The 20309-nt window shown below is 62.8% G+C and carries 18 protein-coding genes, 2 tRNA genes and 1 other annotated feature; of the genes, 8 read left to right on the top strand and 12 right to left on the bottom strand.

All coding sequences use genetic code 11. From position 1 onward, the window contains the following. Positions 1–668: 668 nt before the first annotated feature. The 5 genes from AB5Y54_RS02055 to AB5Y54_RS02035 all read right to left on the bottom strand — a co-directional run bounded on the left by AB5Y54_RS02055 (position 669) and on the right by AB5Y54_RS02035 (position 6891). Entirely contained in the window at positions 669–1073 is a 405-nt protein-coding gene (locus tag AB5Y54_RS02055; protein WP_368153163.1) for a DUF4440 domain-containing protein, read from the bottom strand. A gap of 124 nt (positions 1074–1197) precedes the next feature. Further along, positions 1198–2472 (bottom strand): threonine synthase, encoded by a 1275-nt coding sequence (thrC, locus tag AB5Y54_RS02050; protein ID WP_368153162.1) that lies wholly within the window; start codon positions 2470–2472, stop codon positions 1198–1200. Then, on the bottom strand, positions 2469–3461 hold the full coding sequence (gene thrB, locus AB5Y54_RS02045; protein ID WP_368153161.1) for a homoserine kinase: 993 nt from the start codon (positions 3459–3461) through the stop codon (positions 2469–2471). Before thrB ends, thrC begins: the two co-directional genes overlap by 4 nt. 2 nt (positions 3462–3463) lie before the next feature. Further along, positions 3464–5923 carry a bifunctional aspartate kinase/homoserine dehydrogenase I gene (gene thrA, locus AB5Y54_RS02040; protein ID WP_104454504.1) on the bottom strand — a complete coding sequence of 820 codons (2460 nt, stop codon included), beginning with the start codon at positions 5921–5923 and terminating at the stop codon, positions 3464–3466. A 57-nt stretch (positions 5924–5980) separates the two neighbouring features. Next, positions 5981–6111 (bottom strand) — a sequence feature (Thr leader region). A 72-nt stretch (positions 6112–6183) separates the two neighbouring features. Beyond that, the gene (locus AB5Y54_RS02035; protein WP_039039357.1) at positions 6184–6891 is read right to left on the bottom strand and encodes a tRNA/rRNA methyltransferase; all 708 of its coding nucleotides are present in this window, start codon (positions 6889–6891) and stop codon (positions 6184–6186) included. A gap of 195 nt (positions 6892–7086) precedes the next feature. On the opposite strand from AB5Y54_RS02035, the gene aceK reads away from it, so the two are divergent. Next, complete coding sequence (gene aceK, locus AB5Y54_RS02030) at positions 7087–8814, top strand: bifunctional isocitrate dehydrogenase kinase/phosphatase (protein ID WP_104454506.1); 1728 nt, start codon at positions 7087–7089, stop codon at positions 8812–8814. Positions 8815–8916: 102 nt separating this feature from the next. Here aceK and AB5Y54_RS02025 read toward each other — a convergent pair whose 3' ends face one another. Continuing rightward, the gene (locus AB5Y54_RS02025) at positions 8917–9306 is read right to left on the bottom strand and encodes an META domain-containing protein (RefSeq protein WP_039039356.1); all 390 of its coding nucleotides are present in this window, start codon (positions 9304–9306) and stop codon (positions 8917–8919) included. Between the two features lie 166 nt (positions 9307–9472). Here AB5Y54_RS02025 and AB5Y54_RS02020 point away from each other — a divergent pair, with 166 nt between their 5' ends. Then, entirely contained in the window at positions 9473–9949 is a 477-nt protein-coding gene (locus AB5Y54_RS02020) for a hypothetical protein (protein WP_039039355.1), read from the top strand. Positions 9950–9952: 3 nt separating this feature from the next. On the opposite strand, the gene AB5Y54_RS02015 is transcribed toward AB5Y54_RS02020, so the two are convergent. After that, the gene (locus AB5Y54_RS02015) at positions 9953–10432 is read right to left on the bottom strand and encodes a putative 4-hydroxy-4-methyl-2-oxoglutarate aldolase (protein WP_048208766.1); all 480 of its coding nucleotides are present in this window, start codon (positions 10430–10432) and stop codon (positions 9953–9955) included. A gap of 107 nt (positions 10433–10539) precedes the next feature. Beyond that, positions 10540–10938, bottom strand: a complete 399-nt coding sequence (locus AB5Y54_RS02010; protein ID WP_244073219.1) for a DUF3293 domain-containing protein — start codon at positions 10936–10938, stop codon at positions 10540–10542. A gap of 385 nt (positions 10939–11323) precedes the next feature. On the opposite strand from AB5Y54_RS02010, the gene arcA reads away from it, so the two are divergent. Next, positions 11324–12043, top strand: coding sequence for a two-component system response regulator ArcA (gene arcA / locus AB5Y54_RS02005; protein ID WP_010673581.1), 720 nt, complete (start codon positions 11324–11326; stop codon positions 12041–12043). A 147-nt stretch (positions 12044–12190) separates the two neighbouring features. On the opposite strand, the gene AB5Y54_RS02000 is transcribed toward arcA, so the two are convergent. Both AB5Y54_RS02000 and AB5Y54_RS01995 read right to left on the bottom strand, forming a co-directional pair. Then, positions 12191–12265: transfer RNA gene (locus AB5Y54_RS02000), tRNA-Gly, on the bottom strand. Between the two features lie 94 nt (positions 12266–12359). Continuing rightward, a tRNA-Gly gene (locus AB5Y54_RS01995) sits at positions 12360–12433 on the bottom strand. Positions 12434–12634: 201 nt separating this feature from the next. Here AB5Y54_RS01995 and cydD point away from each other — a divergent pair. From cydD to AB5Y54_RS01975, 4 genes are all read left to right on the top strand, one after another. Further along, complete coding sequence (gene cydD, locus AB5Y54_RS01990) at positions 12635–14410, top strand: cysteine/glutathione ABC transporter permease/ATP-binding protein CydD (protein WP_042864200.1); 1776 nt, start codon at positions 12635–12637, stop codon at positions 14408–14410. Continuing rightward, complete coding sequence (cydC, locus tag AB5Y54_RS01985; RefSeq protein ID WP_128273699.1) at positions 14403–16148, top strand: cysteine/glutathione ABC transporter ATP-binding protein/permease CydC; 1746 nt, start codon at positions 14403–14405, stop codon at positions 16146–16148. The genes cydD and cydC overlap by 8 nt, the downstream gene beginning before the upstream one ends. 107 nt (positions 16149–16255) lie before the next feature. Continuing rightward, the gene (gene rcsF, locus AB5Y54_RS01980; protein WP_010673578.1) at positions 16256–16627 is read left to right on the top strand and encodes an Rcs stress response system protein RcsF; all 372 of its coding nucleotides are present in this window, start codon (positions 16256–16258) and stop codon (positions 16625–16627) included. An 8-nt stretch (positions 16628–16635) separates the two neighbouring features. Beyond that, entirely contained in the window at positions 16636–17022 is a 387-nt protein-coding gene (locus AB5Y54_RS01975; protein WP_368153160.1) for a DUF488 domain-containing protein, read from the top strand. Positions 17023–17093: 71 nt separating this feature from the next. Here the strand turns inward: AB5Y54_RS01975 and AB5Y54_RS01970 are convergent, their stop codons facing one another. Next, positions 17094–18089: an NAD-dependent epimerase/dehydratase family protein gene (locus tag AB5Y54_RS01970; protein WP_368153159.1), complete on the bottom strand. Its 996-nt coding sequence runs from the start codon at positions 18087–18089 to the stop codon at positions 17094–17096. 316 nt (positions 18090–18405) lie between these two features. On the opposite strand from AB5Y54_RS01970, the gene tsaA reads away from it, so the two are divergent. Further along, positions 18406–19110 (top strand): tRNA (N6-threonylcarbamoyladenosine(37)-N6)-methyltransferase TrmO, encoded by a 705-nt coding sequence (tsaA, locus tag AB5Y54_RS01965; protein WP_041214760.1) that lies wholly within the window; start codon positions 18406–18408, stop codon positions 19108–19110. 70 nt (positions 19111–19180) lie between these two features. Here the strand turns inward: tsaA and AB5Y54_RS01960 are convergent, their stop codons facing one another. Further along, positions 19181–20302, bottom strand: coding sequence for a beta-ketoacyl-ACP synthase III (locus AB5Y54_RS01960; protein ID WP_201985005.1), 1122 nt, complete (start codon positions 20300–20302; stop codon positions 19181–19183). Between the last annotated feature and the right edge of the window lie 7 nt (positions 20303–20309).

Raw genomic sequence — 20309 nt, 5'->3', positions numbered from 1 at the left:
TCGGCGAAGGTGAGCTGATGACTCATGATGAACCCTTTTTCATGGCTCCAGATGACAAACATGATCTCATATCAGGGACTTGTTCGCACCTTCCCAAGGCGAAGTAGAAGATGATCCTGGCGATCATCAGGGGGGTTTTGAGGGACTGGGTCACTATTTTTCGGTACGGCCACATGATGGTTTGCTCCCTGCACTGTGGTGTTGTTGTCGATAAGCCGCGCCGTCGAGGCATCTGCGGCCCTGCTCGTCCATGAAGGGTGTCAAGCAGTCCCCTGATTAGCAGCCACGGCAGACCGGGTCAACGGGCCACGGGGGGCCGGAAATGACCCACATACAGGGTTGTGCTGCCAGGGGCGAGCATAACAACGAGAGTGCAAACCAGATTCGTAAAAACGTCGCAGCAATCACTGTCAGCGCACTTTCTGCCAGCAGGTTGTGAGGCACAACCAAAACGGGGAGTTGCGCCGTTGGCTGCGCTGTGATGCCCCCTCCCAGGCAGAGCGGTGCCCTGCGTGCGGCTCGGGTTCCCCGGCCTGGATGGCTTGGCTCTTGCTACTCGATCTGACAACTCAATCTGACTAACCGGTCTGGCTGCACGGCCTTGATGGTGAGCCTTGATTACGCACGCTATACACGCACACTGGCTACGTCGAGCCAGTGTGACTGCGCTAGTCAGTTGCAGGCCGATCGCCGGGCTGCTGCGCCCCCAGCAGCGTGGTGCCGTAGGAGTTGTCCACCGTGCAGCGCCACTGCCCGCCTGGCTCTTTGCGAAACACATAGGTAGCGCGCCGGGTCTCGTCGATCCACCCCTCCCCGCCCGGATATCGCAGCCGGGTCTCCATGATCACCAGGGCATTGTCGGCCCCCTCGATCACCTCCATGGTCCCCTGTGTCACCTCAAGCTGACCGTCAAAGTAATCGGAGATGGCAGTGAAGGCGCGGCGGATGGCGGGAATGCCGCGCACCACCAGGGCGGCGTCTTCGGCGTAGAAGGTCATCAGGGCGTCGAAGTCGCGCCGGGAGATGGCGGCGTCACAGGTCTCGATCAGGGTGCGAAGGGGATGCGGGCTCATGCCGTGCTCCTTGTTTCAGGGGTATAGGCCGGGTTCCCCGCCCAATACCGGACATCAATACCGGACATAAAAAAATCCCCCGCTCTCGTGAAAAAGCGGGGGATCGTCAGCGTCTCATGACGGCTTAACCGAGCAGGAAGGCCTTGAGGCGGCCAAAGTCAGCGGGCAGATCGTGAGACAGGAGCGGCAGCGCGGCGTGCTTGGCGAGCGGGCCCGGCAGCGGCACATCCAGATTCAGGATCTCGTCCACCGACTCCTTGAACTTGGCCGGATGGGCGGTGCAGAGGAACACACCGACCTCGTCTTGCCCAAGCTGCTCGTTCAGCAGATCCCAGGCAATCGCCCCGTGGGGCTCGCACAGGTAATCCAGCTGATGCAGGCGCTGCAACGCATCGCGGGTCTGGGCATCGTCGCGCATCCCTGAGCCCAAGGTTTCCAGCGCCCAGCCCTTGCGACGGCACAGCTCTTCCACGCGCGGCCAGTTGTTGGGGCGGCTCACGTCCATGGCGTTCGACAGGGTCGCGACTGTCTGGTGAGGCTCCCACTGGCCGGTTTTCAGGTAGCGCGGCACGGTGTCGTTGGCGTTGGTGGCGGCGATAAAGCGCTTCACCGGCAGCCCCAGCGCCTTGGCGATGAGACCCGCGGTGAGGTTGCCAAAGTTGCCGGACGGCACGCTGATGACCGCCTTGGCGCGATCGGCTTTCGGCAACTGGGCCACGGCTTCGAAGTAGTAGCAAACCTGGGCCAGCAGGCGGCTGATATTGATGGAGTTGGCGGAGTTGAGGCCGATGGCGGTCTTGAGCCCTTCATCGTCGAAGGCATCTTTGACCAGCGCCTGGCAGGCATCGAAGTCACCGTCGATGGCGAGGGTGCGGATGTTGCCGCCGAGGGTGCAGAAAAGCGCCTCCTGCAAGGGGCTTATCTTGCCCTTGGGGTAGAGGATCACCACTTCAATCCCCTCCAGGCCGTAGAAGGCGTGGGCCACGGCGGCGCCGGTGTCGCCGGAGGTGGCGGTGAGGATGGTGATCTTGTCATTGGTTCTGAACGCAGCCAGACACTGGGCCATAAAGCGGCCGCCGAAATCCTTGAACGCCAGGGTCGGGCCGTGGAACAGCTCGAGGGCATAGGTGCCATCTTTGAGCTTCACCAGGGGCGCCGGGAAGGTGAAAGCGGTGTCGATAAGCTCGCTCACCTTGGCAGCCGGTACTTCGTCACCCAGCAGGCGGCTCAGGATGCGGGCCGAGCGCTCGGCCAGCGGCAGATCCAGCAGGGCATCCACGTCGGCAAGCGGCTCCAGGGTCTCTGGGAAGAACAGCCCCTGCTCGCGGCCCAGCCCCTGACGCACCGCCTGCGCGAAGCTCACCTGTTCACTCTTGTCCTTGATGTTGTAAAGATTCATAGCTCGCTTCCTGTTACCCGTGCCCCGGCCATGTCCAGTTTGCAGACCCGGGCAAATCCATCTTCATTGCGCACGAAGTGCGCTTCCATCCACTCTTTCATGCGTTCGGCCTGGGCCAGATCCTTCATCACCACGAACACGGTGGGACCGGACCCCGAGATGCCGGTGGCCAGCGCCCCGTTCTGGGCCCCCTGGGCCCGCACCTCGTTGAAGCCTTCAATCAGGGCCGCGCGATAAGGCTCGGCGATCACGTCTTTCAGGACGCTGGCGGCCAGCCCTTCCTGGCGGCTGTAGCTGGCATGCACGAAGGCGGCCAGCCGGCGGCCATAGGTGAGGCAGTCCTGGCGGCGATACTGGGCCGGCAGGATGGCGCGGGCGGCGGCGGTGGAGACCACGGTGCCCGGGTAGCAGACCACCCAGTACCACTCGTCAAACACCGGGATGCCCTGGCTGATGACGCCCCCCTCCTCCAGCACCAGCTGCATGCCGCCCAGATAACAGGGCGCCACGTTGTCGTAATGGACGGAGCCGGAGATCTTCCCTTCCATCTCCCCCATCAGCAGCAGCAGGTCGTGTTCATTCAGGGGCGCACCGTGGAAGGCGTTGAGCCCTTCCAGCGCCGCCACGACGCTGCAGGCACTCGATCCCAGGCCCGAGCCCACCGGCAGGTTCTTCTCCAGCACCATTTCCAGGGGTTGGAGCCCGAGGCCGCGCTTCTCCAGCGCCTCGCCGTAGGCGACCCAGCAGTCGTAGAGGATGTTCTTTTTGGGATCGTCCGGCAACTTGTGGGCATAGCGGCCCACGGAGGAGAGGGCGAAGGGCACATCGGCCCGCTTCACCTGGACCCTGTCCCCCAGCAGGGAGCCATCCACGGGGGCGAGCGCCGCCCCCAGGACGTCAAAGCCCACGCTCAGGTTGGCGCTGGAGGCCGGTGCATAGGCCACCACGCTGCCGCCCACTTCCACATTCGGGTTCATCGCTGAACTCATGCTTATAACTCCTGCTTCCAGTTCTGGGTGCGCAGCACGTCGGCGAAGACGCCGGCGGCGGTCACTTCGGTCCCTGCGCCATAGCCGCGCAGCACCAGGGGGATGGGCTGGTAATAGGTGGAGAAGAAGGCGAGCGCGTTCTCCCCGTCTTTCACCTTGAACAGCGGCTCGTCACCGCCCACCGCCTTGATGGCGACCTTGCACTTGCCCCCCTCGATGGAGCCGACGTAGCGCAGCACCTTGCCTTCACGCTGGGCCGCCGCGAACTGGTCGCGGAACCAGCCGTCGGCCTCGGGCAGACGGGCCATGAAGGCTTCCACGTCGCCGCTGACGTCGAAGCCCGGCGGCAGCGCCTGCTCCACCTCCACATCGGAGAGCTCCAGCGCCATGCCGGCCTCACGGGCCAGGATCAGGAGCTTGCGGGCCACGTCCATGCCGTTCAAATCGTCGCGGGGATCCGGCTCGGTGAAGCCGTTGCCGCGGGCGATCTGGGTGGCCTCTGAGAAGGCCATGCCCTCGTCCAGCTTGCCGAAGATAAAGGAGAGGGAACCGGACAGGATGCCGTCGAAGGCGCGCAGCTTGTCGCCGGCCTTGATCAGGTTCTGCAGGTTCTCGATGACCGGCAGGCCCGCGCCCACGTTGGTCTCGTACAGGAACTTGCGGCGGGTCTGGCGGGCGGTGCGGCGCAGCGCCTTGTAGTAATCCAGGGACCCGGTGTTCGCCTTCTTGTTCGGGGTGACCACGTGGAAACCGGCCCCGAGGAAATCGGCGTACTGGACGGCCACGGCTTCACTCGAGGTGCAATCCACGATCACCGGGTTGATGAGGTGGCTCTCTTCCACCAGCTTCTTCACCGCCTCCAGGCTGAAGCTGCCTTGTGCTTCCACCAGCTGTTCACGCCAGTTGGCGAGGGCCAGACCATCCTTGTTGACCGCCATCTGGCGGCTGTTGGCGATGCCGACCACCCGCAGGCCGGTGCCCTGCTCGGCCAGTACCGGCTGCTGGCGGGCAATCTGATCCACCAGGGCCGCACCGACGCCGCCCACCCCGACCACGAAGAGATCGATGAACTGCTGGCTGCCAAAGAAGTTCTGGTGGCACGCCTTGATGGCTTCCGCCACCTTGCCGGAGCGCACGACCGCGGAGATGGAGCGCTCGCTCGACCCTTGTGCGATGGCGACGATGTTGATGGAGGCCTGGGCCAGGGAGGTGAAGAAGCGCGCCGCCATCCCCTTGGAGGTGCGCATGCCATCGCCGATGAGGGAGATGATGGCCAGATCGGTCATGATCTCGAGCGGGTCCAGCAACTGGTTCTTGAACTCCAGCTCGAACTCGCGCTCCAGCACCTTGCGGGTCTTGTCGCTGTCGTAGCTGTGGATACAGAAGCTGACGCTGTACTCGGAGGACGACTGGGTGATCAGCACGATGCTGACCCCGGCGCGGGAGACGGCGGAGAAGATGCGACCGGCCATGCCCACCATGCCCTTCATGCCGGGACCGGAGACGTTGAACATGCACATGCCGGAGAGATCCGAGATCGCCTTCACCTTCAGATCGTCATCCCCCTGATCGACCCCGATGAGGGTACCCGGACCCTGAGGGTTGAAGCTGTTCTTGATGAGGCAGGGGATGTGGAACTGGGCCACGGGGGCGATGGTCTTCGGGTGCAGCACCTTGGCACCGAAGTAGGAGAGTTCCATCGCCTCTTTATAGGAGAGGGTTTTGAGCAGGTAGGCGTCCGGGACCAGGCGCGGGTCGCAGTTGTAGCAGCCCTCCACGTCGGTCCAGATCTCGCAGCACTCGGCATCGACGCAGGCGGCCAAGACGGCGGCGGAATAGTCGGAGCCGTTGCGGCCCAGCAGCACGGTCTCGCCCTTGTCGCTGCCACCGGTGAAGCCCGGCATCAGGTAGAGACAGTCAGAGCGCAGGCCCTTGGCGGCGAAGCGCACCCGGGAGGCTTCGATGTCCACATGGGCTTCGAGGTAGCCGCCATCGGTGACCAGCAACTGCTCGGGCACGATGAGATCCAGCTCGAGGCCGCGCACCCGCAAGAGCTCGTGCATGAAGGCGATGGAGAGGTTCTCGCCACGGCTCAGGATGCGGGCCTGGACGTTGTCCGGGCACAGCCCCAGCAAACGGATACCCTGCATCAGCCGCTCGACCTGATCCAGCTCGGCGGTGAGACGGGCCTGCAGCGCCTTGTCATCCAGCGCGGGATAGGCGGCCTTCAAGCCGGCCAGCAGGCGGGAGAAGATGCCGTTGATCTCGAACAGGGTACTGCTTGCATCCATGCCGCGACTGGTCTGTTCCACCAGGGCGACCAGGTGATTGGTCACCTTGGCCGGTGCCGACAGCACCAGGGCCACCTGGGATTGGCCATGGGTATTCACCGCGATATCGGCAACCCGCAAGAAACGCTCTGCGTCGGCCAGTGACGACCCGCCAAATTTCAACACTCTCATCGCTATCTCCCTGTATTCCCTGCAAATTGATCTGCTAATAGGTCTAAAAACAATCCAACAAAAAAGGCCCGTACTGGGTGGGTACGGGCCTTTTTCTGATTTCTGTGCTTGTTCGTCAGCGCATCAACCGGCCCCAGTGCCACCTGTGGTGGTACCGGTAATAATGGTGGTGGTGATGATGTTGGTGAATAGCTGCATGACGAACACTCTTGAACGAATCTGGTTGTTAGCAATACCGCGCCCGGCGAGGGGCTGTCAACCTAAACCTCCTTGCCAAACTTGCGGGCAAGGTCTTTGCAGAGCAGATGGAGCATATTGAGATCCCGCTGCGGCAGCATGGGCACTCGGTCCATCACCCATTGATGCAGTTTTTCATCCTGCGAAACCCCGAGTTCACCAAGCAATTCTGCTGTTTTTGATTTCAGCACGCGAACCTGCCCGGCACTCTCGAAATTTTCTGCTACGTCCTGCTCGTCGCTCACTTTCTGGTCATCGAGCAGCGGACTCAGCTCATAGGCATACAGCATGATCGCCTGACCCAGGTTCAGGGACGGGTATGAGACCTTGAGAGGCAGGTAGCTGATGAGATCCACCTGGGCGAGCTGTTCGTTGGAGAGTCCGGACTCCTCGCAGCCAAACACGATGGCCACCTTCTCGAGGGAGGGCTTGGCCCGGATCTGGTCGCGAATGTCCGCCGGGGTGAGGTAGTGCTGGTAGCGGCCGCGCTGCCGGGCGGTGGTGGCGACCACCAGATCCATGTCCGCCAGAGCCTCTTCCAGGGTGTCGAAGGCTTGCGCATCCGTCAGGATCTCCTGCGCCCCGTGGGCAACCCAGCTCGCCTCCTCCTCTTCGTGCACCCGGCTCCCCACCAGTCGCATGGCATCGAAGCCCATGGTCTTCATGGCGCGGGCAGCAGCCCCCACGTTGGCGGCACGGGCGGGCGACACCAGCACAAAATAGAGTTTCATCGGGTTCTCTCCAGGATGGGGCCGACGCCGCGAACTGCGGCGAACCGTCGGCAAAACAGGGGCGCAATCTACCGTTTATCCCGAAATATTGCCACTTGAACAGATGTTTGGATGTTGCCATAGTGGCCTTGGACGCGAGTCCGCCGCCTCAGGGCACTGACGCCATGGGTCCGACAGATCACAAGGAAGAGAGAGATGCAGCAGCCATTGGAGCAGGCGGTCGCCGAGACGATCCTGCAACGTTTTGAGTCGTTTTACAGCCGCTTTCTCGAGATAACCCAGGGCAGCAAGAGCCGTTTCGAGAACAGCGACTGGCTGGGGGTGCAGCTCGCCGGTCGAGAGCGCATCCGCCTCTATGATCACCATGTCGGCGCCACCACGGCGCAGATCAAACAGATGATGGGGGAGCAGCTGCCGACCCAGGCCCTGCTCAAGCAGGTGAAAGGCGCCTTCAGCGACCTCCTGCCCCGCTGCGAGAACTTCGAGGTGGCGGAGTCCTTCTTCAATTCCGTCTATCGCCGCATCTTCCGCCATCGCAACATCCGCGACGAGAACCTTTATATCCACCCCTTCGTGAGCCGGGGTGACAAGCCTGATCTGGGATCCTTGCTGCGTATCTATCGCACCGATCTCTCCCACCTGCCCCAGACCCTGAGCCAGCTGCTCGGAGATTACAGCTTCACCCTCCCTTTCGAAGACAAGCAGCGGGACATCATGGACATCCACCGCCATCTGGCAGAGAGCGGCCCGGCCATCCTGCACGAGGAGCCCTTCGCCATCGAACTGCTCAGGGAGGTGTTCTATCGCAACAAGGGAGCCTATCTGGTGGGGCTCATCCGGGTGAAGGGCGAAGTCTATCCCTTCATCCTGCCCTTGCTCAGCACCGGTCAGAGCATCTATGTGGACACCGTCATCTTCGAGCCAGAGCTTGCTTCCATCGTGTTCGGCTTCGCCCGCGCCTACTTCATGGTCTATGCCCCGGTACCGGCGCTCTTTGTGGCCTTCCTTCGCCAGATCATGCCCCGCAAGCCGGACTATGAAATCTACAACGCCATCGGCTGCCAGAAACACGGCAAGACCGAGCTCTATCGTCACTACCAGCAGCACCTGGCCCAGAGCCGGGAGCAGTTCGTCATCGCGCCCGGCATCAAGGGGATGGTGATGAGCGTGTTCACCCTCCCCTCCTACGATGTGGTGTTCAAGGTGATAAAAGACGAGTTCACCCCGCCCAAGGAGGTGAGCCACGAGCAGGTGAAGGAGAAATACCGGCTGGTAAAACAGCACGATAGAGTGGGCCGCATGGCAGATACCCAGGAGTTCACCAACTTCGAGTTTCCCCTCGATCGCATCTCGCCGGAGCTGTTGGCCGAGCTCAAGGCGGTGGCGCCCTCTGCGCTTACCCTCACCGCCGACAAGCTGGTGATCAAACACCTCTACACCGAGCGCAAGATGATCCCCCTGAACCTCTATCTGGATCAGGCGGACGAACAGCAGACCCGCCTCGCCCTGGAGGAGTACGGCAACGCCATCCGCCAGCTCGCGGCGGCCAACATCTTCCCCGGCGACATGCTGTTCAAGAACTTCGGGGTGACTCGCCACGGCCGGGTGGTCTTCTACGACTACGACGAGATCTGCTATATGACGGAGTGCAACTTCCGCCAGATCCCGCCGCCCCGCTACCCGGAGGACGAGTGGAGCGCCGAACCCTGGTATTCGGTGGCACCCAACGACATCTTCCCGGAGGAGTTCGCCACCTTCCTGCTGCAAAAACCCCAGGTGCGGGAGATCATGATGCAGTTGCACAAGGAGCTCTTCGATGCCAACTACTGGAAGATGCTGCAGAGCAACATCAAGGAGGGGATGTTCGAGGATGTCTATCCCTACCGGCGCAAGAAGCGGTTTCGCTTCCAGCGAGGGGGATGACCCGACATCAGGCACAAAAAGGGACGCCATGGCGTCCCTTTTCACATTCTTCTGCACGCTGGCGCAGGGGGCGCCTGCGACAGCCTTTGACGAGATTCCGGCTTATTTCACGGCGTCAAAGGTCAGCAAGGTGGCCTTGTCGGCATCCTTGAGTACCAGCTGTTTGCCGCTGATCTGGAAGCTAGCCACCTTCTCCAGGGTCTGCAGGTAGTTCATCTCCTTGCCGGCCAGATCCCCCGCACACATCATGCGCGTCGAACCCATGGCGCCCAGCGTCAACACGCCGTCACCCTGCTCTGTGATGCCGCCAAAGTAGCGGTTGCAGCCGCCCTTGCCCGCCACCTTGTCACCGGCGACCTGCAGGGTGAAGGTATCACCGCTCGCCCCTTGCAGTTGCCAGGTCGATGCCTGCAATTGTGCCAGCGTGGAACCCGTAGTCATGGCGCAGCCTCCCAGGGCCAGAGCGGCCAGCAGGATCAGTTTGTTGTTCATCAGTTCACCTCGTGATGGAGCGTGTCGTAACGACACGGAGTGAGGGGCCTGTGTACCATGACTGCGGCGTCAATCAAAACTCTTTTATTGTGATCGGGGTTCCCTTTACTCCCCGCTGGCATGTGCCATGCTTGTAGTCCTGTTCGGACCCAGGGAGGGGAAACGAATGGTCAAGTCTCTCGTCATCGCCATGGCATCCAGCCTCGTCTTTTCGGCTCAGGCCGCCGACTGGAGTTTTCTCCAGACCGAATCGGACAACCCGCTCTACGTCAAAAGCTATTCCGGCGTACTGCTCGGCAACCAGAGCCATCTTGGCGACAACTTCGACCTCTGGCTCATCAATACCGGCTACCAATACCCGCTTCAGGATGACATCAGCCTCTACATGGAGGCCGGCCCCGCCATCGGCCCCCAGAGCGGGCAGGCCGGGTTCAATATCAGCTCTGGGGTGCGCTATCGCCTCTCCCCGTCACTCAACATCGGCAGCCAGCTCAAGCAACTGGAGGTGAGCAAGGCCAGCACCCTGGTTGAGCTCAACAGCAGCCTGCTGGTGACACCCTCCCTGGCCATCACCGCCAATTACGGACTCAGTGCCTTCAGCACGGAACACTTTCTCACTCTGGGAGTGGGCTTCAACTTCTGAGGTTCAGAGGAGCCTGGCGCCGCTCACCAGCACACCGTTGAGGTCGGCGTAGACATAGTCGCCGGGCGCTATGGTCACACCGGCAAAAGAGACCACGGTGTCCAGCGTGCCCAGGCCCCGTTTTTCGGTCTTGACCGGGCAGGGGGCCAGGGCCTTGACCCCCAGCGCCAGGGTCGCCAGCGTCCCCACATCCCGCACGGCACCATTGATGAGGATCCCCTCCCACCCCTGCTCCACCGCCTTGATGGCCAGCTGATCCCCGAGCAGCGCCCGACGCAGGGAGCCGCCCCCGTCGATCACCATCACCTTGCCATGGCCGGGACGATTGACCAGATCACGCACCAGGCTGTTGTCTTCAAAGCAGGAGAGGGTCACGGCCTCGCCGTAAAACAGCGCCTTGCCGCCATAGTCCTGAAACAGGGGGTCAGCGATCCTAAGGGCGTCGCCATGTTCATCGCAAAGGTCGGGCAGCAGGTCCAGCATGATCATCATCCTTCCATGGAGTGAAATGTGTCCGCTCATTCTTTCATCATGTCGGGGCGCTGACAATCCACCGGCCGGGTGCCCTGTGCGGATGGCGGGGGGCCATGTCAGCCCGAAGGCCTGAGCCGCCAGCGGGACGCAAGCGCCCCCAGATGACAGGGCGGCCCTTCCAGCAACACGGGCACCAGCCAGAGCTCTCCTTCACGCACCCAATAGAGAGCATTCTGGCCAAAGCGGGCGGCCAGCCGGATCGCCTCTGGCAGCGAAAGCGGCAACAACAGCGACGCCTCCTGCCAGCGCTCATCCTCATCGCTCCCCCAGACCTCTCCCATGACGGGACACTCGCCCACTTGCCGGACAAGGGCTCGCTGGCGACGGGCATTGCGACGCAGCCCCACCCACTGGCTGGCCGGGTTCCAGGCCGTGATAATGGCATAGGCTGGGCAGTGGGGGGGCGCAAAGGGGGCGATGAAGCACACTTTTCTGTAGTTTTCCCACAAAGTCATGTCAACCACATGTTACATCCCATTACATTTATTAAGGGCGAAAAAGCGGGTCAGCCCAAGTATGATGCAGCGAACTCGGGGATTGACTTATATCAAAGCTGAGTTAAAAAGTTGCTATCTGACGGCAAAGAGTGTTGTTATGCGCCTGTTAACTGATAAAATGCAGCAACTTTTGTAATGGACTACCTCTCCGGGCTTCTCTTGTTCAGACTTGTTGAGAGCCCATGTACGGCACAGGGATGCTTGCCGACATAGTTACCAAATTCGCGATGATTCGACCTGATATTCATACCCAGGATGACGTAATAAATTTTCAGGACCGGTCGGATAACGCCAAAGAGTGTTAAAATTTCGATAATTAACTGATAAGAATCTGGGAATACTCATGCAAACACCACATATTCTGATCGTCGAAGACGAGCTGGTCACCCGCAACACCCTCAAGAGCATCTTCGAAGCCGAAGGCTACATCGTGCTGGAAGCCAACAACGGTGACGAGATGCACCAGGCCCTGACCAGCCACACCATCAACCTGGTGATCATGGACATCAACCTGCCGGGCAAGAACGGCCTGCTGCTGGCGCGCGAGCTGCGTGAAGATGACAACATCGCCCTGATGTTCCTGACCGGTCGCGACAACGAAGTGGACAAGATCCTTGGGCTGGAGATCGGCGCAGATGACTACATCACCAAGCCGTTCAATCCCCGTGAACTGACCATCCGTGCCCGCAACCTGCTGAGCCGCACCATGAACGTGGCCGCCGGTGGCGAAGAGAAGAAGCTGGTGGAACGTTATCTGTTCAATGGCTGGGCCCTGGACATCAACAGCCGCGCCCTGGTCAGCCCGGCAGGGGACATGTTCAAGCTGCCCCGCTCCGAGTTCCGCGCCATGCTGCATTTCTGCGAGAACCCGGGCCAGATCCAGACCCGTGCCGAGCTGCTCAAGAAGATGACGGGCCGCGAACTCAAGCCCCACGACCGCACCGTGGACGTGACCATCCGCCGTATTCGCAAGCACTTCGAGAGCGTGGGCGACACCCCTGAGATCATCGCCACCATCCATGGCGAAGGCTATCGCTTCTGCGGCGAGCTGGAGCAGGAGTAATCCTCCCCACTCCCGAGTTGAAAAGGCGCCCTGTGGCGCCTTTTCCATGTCTGCGCCTTTCAGCTTGGCCGCTCTGGCACTCTCGCCGGCATCAAAAAACAGACAACAAAAAGCCCACTCGCAGGAGTGGGCTTTTTGTGTGAAGACTGGAGCGGGCAGCGGGAATCGAACCCGCATCATCAGCTTGGAAGGCTGAGGTAATAGCCATTATACGATGCCCGCTAGGCATCAAAACGTGCTTGGTGTGATGGGGAATCCCCACGACAGACAGCCATCTGGCTGATATGGACAACGGCGCGTGCCGCTATCTGGAATGTGGAGCGGGTGATGGGAATCGAACCCACGTATGCAGCTTGGGAAGCTACCGTTCTACCATTGAACTACACCCGCGTCAGTGGCCTCTACTATATGCTTTTTGCCGCCGAGCGCAATCACCGACCTCGCATTTTTTGCCATAAATCAAGCTGTTCGGCCAACTAATGAGCATGAAGCCGATTTTTCACACAATGATGTTCCTCCGCCCGGTTCTGCAAGGTTGCCAAGCCGTGGGGGCGACGATAGTCTTGCGCCACTCGTTTGAGGAGGGTGGTAATGGACAAGAACAGACAGAAACATCTCTATGGCTGGTTGCGCAAACAATCGGGCCATGGTCGGCGCTGGATCGGCATCTCCATCGCCTTCGGGCTGGGTCAGGGCGTCCTGATGGTGATGCAGGCCTGGTTGCTGGCGACCCTGCTGCACGGTTTCATCATCGAAGGCTCCACGCCGGAGCACTCCGCTCCCCTCTTCATCAGTCTGTTGCTGGTGACCCTGACCAAGGCGGCCCTGGCCTATGGCCGCGAGGTGGCGAGTTTCAAGGCGGGCAGTGCGGTGCGCCAGGCCATCCGCGAGCTGGTGCTCACCCGCCTCGCCAGGCTCGGCCCTGCCTATATCCAGCGTCGCCCTGCCGGTAGCTGGGCCAGCCTGCTGCTCGAGCAGATCGAAGAGATGCAAGACTTCTTCTCCCGTTATCTGCCCCAGATGGCCATCGCCGTCTTTATTCCCCTGGTGATCCTGGTCTCCGTGTTCCCGGTGAACTGGGCGGCGGGCCTCATTCTGCTCGGCACCGCCCCCCTCATTCCTCTCTTCATGATCCTGGTGGGGGTGGGCGCCGCCGATGCCAACCGCCGCAACTTCCAGTCGCTGGCGCGCCTCTCAGGCCACTTCCTCGATCGCCTCAAGGGGCTGCGCACCCTGCAGCTTTTCATGCGCACCCGGGCGGAAGGGGAGGCCATCCGCGATGCATCGGAAGATTTTCGCGAGCGCACCATGGAGGTACTGCGCCTCGCCTTCCTGAGCACGGCCGTGCTGGAGTTCTTCGCCGCCATCGCGGTGGCCCTGGTGGCCGTCTACTTCGGTTTCTCCTACATCGATCACCTCAACTTTGGCAGCTATGGCGTCAAGGTCACCCTCTTTACCGGCCTGTTCGTGCTCTTCCTCGCCCCCGAGTTCTACGCGCCGCTGCGGGAACTCGGTGCCCACTATCACGCCAAGGCACAGGCCATTGGCGCCGCCGAACAACTGCTGGAATTTCTCGAGGCCGACGTGAGCGAACCCGCCTCCGGGACGCTCCCCTTCCATGCGGATGGCCCCGTCAAGGTAGAAGCCCGCAGCCTGGAAGTGCTGAGCGCCGAGGGCAAGGTGCTGGTCGGTCCCCTCGATTTCACGCTGGAAGCCGGCACGCGCACCGCCCTGGTCGGCATCAGTGGCGCGGGCAAGAGCTCCCTGGTCAATGCCCTGCTCGGTTTTGCCCCCTATCGCGGTTCCCTGTGCGTCAACGGAGTGGAGCTTCGTACCCTGGACATCAGCCAGTGGCGCCAGCAGCTAGGCTGGCTCTCCCAGAATCCCCAACTCTTCCACAGCTCCCTGCGGGACAACCTGCTGCTGGCCAGACCATCCGCCAGCGACGCCGAGCTGGAAGCCGCGCTCAAGCGCGCCCAGGCCTGGGAGTTCGTCAATGAGAAAGGGCTGGACTATCGGGTCGGGGATCAGGCGGGCGGTCTCTCCGTCGGCCAGGCCCAGCGCATCGCCCTTGCCCGTACCCTGCTCAAGACGACCCAGATGATGGTGCTGGATGAACCCACTGCCAGCCTGGATCGCCATTCTGAGCGAGCCGTCATGAGCGCCCTCGAACAGGCCGCACAAGGTCAGACCCTGCTGATGATCACCCACCGCCTCGATCAGCTCAGCCAGATGGACAACATCCTGGTGCTGGCGCACGGCAAGCTGGTGGAGCAGGGACGTTTTGCCGCACTCGGCGAGGCCCAGGGCCCCTTCGCCCGCCTCCTGTCGCAATCCCAAGGTTTCGGAGACTCTCTCGATGACTGATCTATTGCCGTTCCTGCGCCTTTATCGCCAGCACTGGCTCAGCCTCTCCATCGGCCTGCTGCTGGCCCTGGTCACCCTGGTGGCCGGCATGGGCCTGCTCTCCCTCTCCGGCTGGTTCCTCTCCGCCGCCGCCGTCGCCGGGCTGGCGGTCGCCACCCGAGACACCTTCAACTACATGACCCCTGCGGGGGGCGTGCGTTTCTTCTCCATCGTGCGCACCGCCAGTCGCTGGGGCGAGCGGGTCGTGAGCCACGACGCCACCTTCCGGGTGCTGACCCGGCTGCGGGTCTGGTTCTGGCAAAAGCTCTCCCCCCTCTCCCCCGGCTCCCTTGCCGGTTTTCGCCAGGCTGACCTGCTCAACCGTCTGGTGGCCGACATCGATGCCATGGATCACGTCTATCTGCGCCTCATCACCCCCATTGGGGCGGCGCTGCTGAGCTGCGCCGGGCTGGTCTTCTTCCTCTCCTTCTTCGATGGTCGCCTGGCGCTGACGCTGGGAGCCATTCTACTCTTTGGCATGCTGGCCTTGCCCCTGGTCTTCTATTTTGCCGGGCGCGCGCCGGGCCGCCAGCTCATCGCCGAGAAGTCCAACCTGCGCACCCGCATGGTGGACTATCTGGACGGCCAGGCCGAACTGCAGATGTTCGCCGCCGCTCCCGAGGCGCTCACCGGATTGCAGCAGGCGGAGCAGGCCCTGATCCGGGCCCAGGCCCGCATGGCCCGCGTCAGCGGCCTGGCCGCCTTCTCGGTGCAGTTGCTGAGCGGCTGGACTCTGACCCTGATGCTCTGGCTGGCCGGTCACGGCGTCGGTGGCAGTGCCCCTGACCCCATCACGGCACTCATGGTGTTCGCTACCCTGGCGAGCTTCGAGGCGCTGCTGCCGCTGGCCGGTGCCTTCCAGCACCTCTCCACCAGCCTCACCTCCGCCCGCCGTCTCAACGAGATCCTGCAAGAGGCCAAGGCACCGGAGTGGGGAGCACAGCAAGCCCCCGCTGCCCGGGGTGCCGTGCAGATAAGCGACCTGCATTTCACCTATCCAGGCCAGGATGCTCCCGTGCTGCAAGGGTGCACCCTGCAACTGCATGCCGGGGAGAAGCTGGCGCTGCTGGGGCAGACCGGCTGTGGCAAGTCCACCCTGATGGGATTGCTGACCCGGGAATGGACGGCCCTATCGGGGGAGATCCTGCTCGATGGCAAGCCCCTCACCGGTTACAGCGAAGAGGCGCTGCGCGCCTCCTGCTCCGTGGTGAGCCAGCGGGTCCACCTGTTTGCCGATACCCTGCGTGGCAACCTCACCCTGGCCGCCCCCGGAGCCAGCGACGAACGGCTCATCGAGGTGCTCACCCAGGTGGGGCTCGGGACTCTGCTCCACGATGAGGGTGAGCAGGCAGAACAGGGGCTGGATGCCTGGCTCGGGGATGGCGGGCGTCCGCTCTCCGGCGGGGAGCGCCGCCGCATCGGCATCGCCCGCGCCCTGCTCCACGATGCACCTCTCTGGCTGCTGGACGAGCCCACCGAAGGGCTCGATACCCAGACCGAACGGGAGATCATGGATCTGCTGCTGACCCTGGGGGCGGATCGCACCCTGCTGCTCATCTCCCACCGCCTGCTGGGGCTGGAACGGATGGACAGGGTAGCCCTGATGGAAGAGGGTCGCATCCGTCTGTGTGCCCCCCACCAGGAGCTGCTGGAAGATGATCACTACCGCAGCCTGCACCGGCGACTGGCCCCCGCCTGATCCGGGGTCGTCTCGCTACAATCCATTGATATGGCTAAAAATGGGGCTGGTCGCCATCGGCGACTGCCCCCTATAATGGCCCACTCGCCACCCAACAAGATGCCGATATGAAACGCCTGATCCTGATGATGCCCCTGATTGCCTCCGGTTGCGCCGACTTCGCCTTCAACAGCAATCTGGACAAGGAAAACTTCGACGAGTACTTCAAGCCGGGGAGCGTGCGGATCTACGAGCAGAGCGAGCTCGCCGACCTCAACTACCTCTACCTCGGCACCGTCGAGGGGGAATCCTGCCAGAGCGATGCCAACCAGGCGGTGCCCAATGCCGGTGAAGCCCGCACCCTGGCCCGCCGCCGCGTGGCGGACATGGGGGGCAACGGCGTCAGCTTCGACAAGTGCGCCGAGTTCAGCGACGTGCCCGGCTGCCTGAAGCAGGTGATCTGCTACGGTCAGGCGCTGAAAGTGGCCGAAGAGAAGTAAGTCCTGCCATGGCGATCGCCATCGTGCGACTCGGCAGCCCCCGCCTCGAGGATGAGGGGCTTCGCATCGGCACCGTGCGTCGCCCCCCTCGCGGCGTGCCCAAAGCGGCGTTCGCCAGCCAGGATTGGTACGACGTCTGGTTCCCCAATCTGGCCCCCAGCGCCGAGACCATGAAACTCGGTCAGACTGCCGACACCCCGGCCCGGTGGACCGCCTTCTGCAAGCAGTACAAGGCCGAGATGGCCGGCCCGGCCGCGAAGCACGATCTGGCCCTGCTGGCCGCCCTCTCCCACACCACCCATTTCTCGGTGGGATGCTACTGCGAACAGGAGTCCCGCTGTCATCGCAGTGTGCTGAGGACCCTGCTGGCCGACGCGGGTGCATTGCTGCGCTGAGCGCCCGTCATGGATGAACACCCCACATGAGAAGAGGGCACCCCGGGGTGCCCTCTTCTTTATGATGTCGGCTAGTATGCATTCGATGACAAGGAAACCTCCACTCGTCGTCGCAAAGCCTGTTCCTCGTCATGGGTCATGCCCGGCAGCGGCCCCCGGGGGTTGCTGGCAAGCCATACCACCAGATCGTCAACCGTCTCCTCCAGGGGGCGAAAGTTCAGCCCATGAACGATGGCGGCCTCGGCGCTGATGGTGCCATACCCAGCATACTCGGGCAGCTCGCTTGGCAGCAGCGTGGGATAGCTTTGCCAGGGCGCCACCCCTGCCGCCATCAGGTCACGCCAGGGAGCCCACTCGAGCTGCAAGGGGGTCACTGGCGTCAGCCGGGCAGCGAGGCGCTCCACCCAGTCGTTCAGTGCGATGCCGGGCTTGATCAGGTTGAAGCACCCAGCGAGTCGCTGCTCGGCAGCCCGCAGCACGAACTCGGCGCAGTCGCGCACATCCAGGTATTGCAGCCTGTCCTCTCCCAGCCCCGGCAAGAGCCAGTGCCCGCCCCGCTGCACCCGCCTCACCCACCAGGCAAGACGAGCGGTCGGGTCAAAGGGGCCGCAGAGCACACCGGGGCGCAGGGTGCACAGGCGATCTCCCCAGCGGGCGCGATACACCGACTCGCACAGCACCTTGAGGGGGCCGTAGTCGGTGAGCGCTCCTGCCATCTCGTGCAAGGGGGCCGACTCATCCATGCCGGGTTGGGAAAAATCGCGATAGACACTGATGGTGGAGATGAAGATGAGCCGATCACAGCGCCCCAGCAGAGCGTCAGAGAGTCCTTCGGCCTGTTCGGGGCGATAGCAGCAGGTGTCGATGACCAGATCCCAGTGCCGCCCCTCGCCCCGCAAGGGGGCCAGGTCCCCGTCTCTGTCCCCGTGAAGCTGGGTCAGCTCCCGCCAATCCGGGTGCTGGCGGTGGCCGCGATTGAACAGCGTCACCTCGTGCCCCCAATCCAGGGCCAGCGTGGTCAGGTGGCGACCCAGAAAGCCGGTGCCGCCGATAATCAACAATTTCATCCCTGTCTCTCCTCTATGGCGCCCTCTCCTTGCAGCCCCTCCACGGGCAGCCGAAACGGCCATGGCCTGGCATGGTGAGCACACGTCCCAGGCACGCCCTGATGCCGCCAGGCATATCGTCATGGTGCGGGCAGCAGATTCCTTGTCCGCTCCCCCGCCACCCCTTTTGCCGCCCCACCCTACGCAAGTTGGCACCAGGACACAGCCCCCGGGCACCGGGTCTGGGATCGGGATCACAGGGGCTGCGTCCTGGTGCTCCCCCTGCGTTTTCGGCGTGCCTGTGCTACATTGCCCGGGTTTTCAGCCAGGATCCGCCATGAAGTTCGATATCGATACCCTAGGGATCATCCGCTCTCCCTACAAGGAGAAGTTCGCCATACCCCGCCAGCCCGGTCTGGTCAGCGCGGCTCGCGCCCGCCTCGAACTGCTTCCTCCCTATGATCAGCCCGATGTGCTGCGCGGCATCGAGCAATTCTCCCATCTCTGGATCAGCTTCGTGTTTCACCAGACCATGGATCAGGGCTGGCACCCGACGGTGCGCCCGCCGCGCCTCGGCGGCAACGAGCGGGTCGGGGTCTTTGCCACCCGCTCCACCTTCCGCCCCAATCCCCTCGGCCTCTCCGTGGTCGAACTGCACGGGGTGGGACGTGAGCGCGGCAAGCTCTGGCTCGAGCTGGGCGCCGTGGACTTGCTCGACGGCACCCCCGTCGTCGACATCAAGCCCTATGTCCCCTATGCCGACAGCCTGCCCCACGCCCGTGGCGGTTTCGCCCCCGATGCCCCCACCCCGCCGCTGGCGGTGAGCTTCAGCGCCCAGGCCGAGCAGCAGCTCGCCCCCTGGCTCAAGGCCCACCCGGAGCTGCGTGAACTGGTGAGGGAGGTGCTGGCTCAGGATCCCCGCCCTGCTTACAAGAAGGGCAAGCCGGATGACAAGGTGTACGGTGTCAGATTGTTCGATGTGAACGTGCGCTTTCAGATAAAAGAACCGCAATGTCAGGTACTTGCCATCGAACCCGCTTGAAAAAAGCCTCTCTGGCAGCATGAAAAAAGCCACCCTCCCGGGTGGCTTTTTTATGGGCAAAACAGGGTGCTCAGCGCCGCTGCAGCAGCAGGCTGCCGATGGAGTAACCGGCCCCAAAGGAGCAGAGCACCCCGCGAGCCCCGCTCGGCAGATCCTGGTTGAAGAGGTGGAAGGCGATGATGGAACCCGCCGAGCTGGTGTTGCCGTAGCGGTCGAGGATGACAGGCGCCTCCTGCTGGCTGGCGTCATGGCCCAGCAACTTGCGGCCGATGAACTGGTTCATGGTGAGGTTGGCCTGATGGAGCCAGAGCCGGCTCAAGCCATCGGCCGCCCATCCCTGCTCCGCCAGCTGGGAGGCTATCTGATCGCACACCATGGGCAGCACCTCCTTGAACACCTTGCGCCCCTGCTGGCGGAACAGCTTGTCGTCGCCGTAGCGGGTGCGCGGGCTGAGCCGGTTCAGGAAGCCGAAGTTGTTGCGGATGTTGTTGGAGTACTGGGTCACCAGCTTGCTGGCCACCAGTTGCCAGGGGTTGGCCACCTGGCAATCGGCCTCCCGTTCCAGCAGCACGGCGGTACAGGCGTCACCGAAGATGAAGTGACTGTCCCGATCGCGGAAGTTGAGGTGACCCGAGCAGATCTCCGGATTGACCACCAGCGCCAGCCGGGCGGTGCCTGCCGCCAGCATGTCCGCGGCGGTCTTGATCCCGAAGGTGGCGGAAGAGCAGGCCACGTTCATGTCGAATGCCAGGCCGCTGGCGCCGAGATAGTGCTGCAATTCGATGGCCAGCGCCGGGTAGGGGCGCGGCATGTTGGAGGCGGCGACGATGACAAGATCGATCTCCCCCGGTTCACGACCGGCGGCGATCAGCGCCTGTTCGGCGGCCGCCACCGCCATCTCCACCATGATGGAGGGCTGATCGTCCGGGCGCTCTGCCATGAGCGGTTGCATGATGTCGGGATCCAGCACCCCCTCGCAGCTCACCAGATAGCGGCTCTTGATGCCGGAGGCCTTCTCGATGAACTCGCAGCTCGAGTGCTGTTTGGCAGGCAGCTGCCCAGCATCGATGGCGGAGGCGTTCTCCTCGTTGTAGAGATCCACGTACTGGTTGAAGGCCGCCACCAGCGCTTCATTGCTGACGGCAAAGGGAGGGGTATAGAGGCCTGAGCCACTGATTACGATAGAGGTCATCTTTGCT

The sequence above is a fragment of the Aeromonas sp. s9 genome (assembly GCF_040907765.1).
Lineage (GTDB): Bacteria > Pseudomonadota > Gammaproteobacteria > Enterobacterales > Aeromonadaceae > Aeromonas > Aeromonas caviae.
Note: the sequence above shows the minus strand (reverse complement) of the source record. Positions and strands in the feature narration are given on the sequence as shown.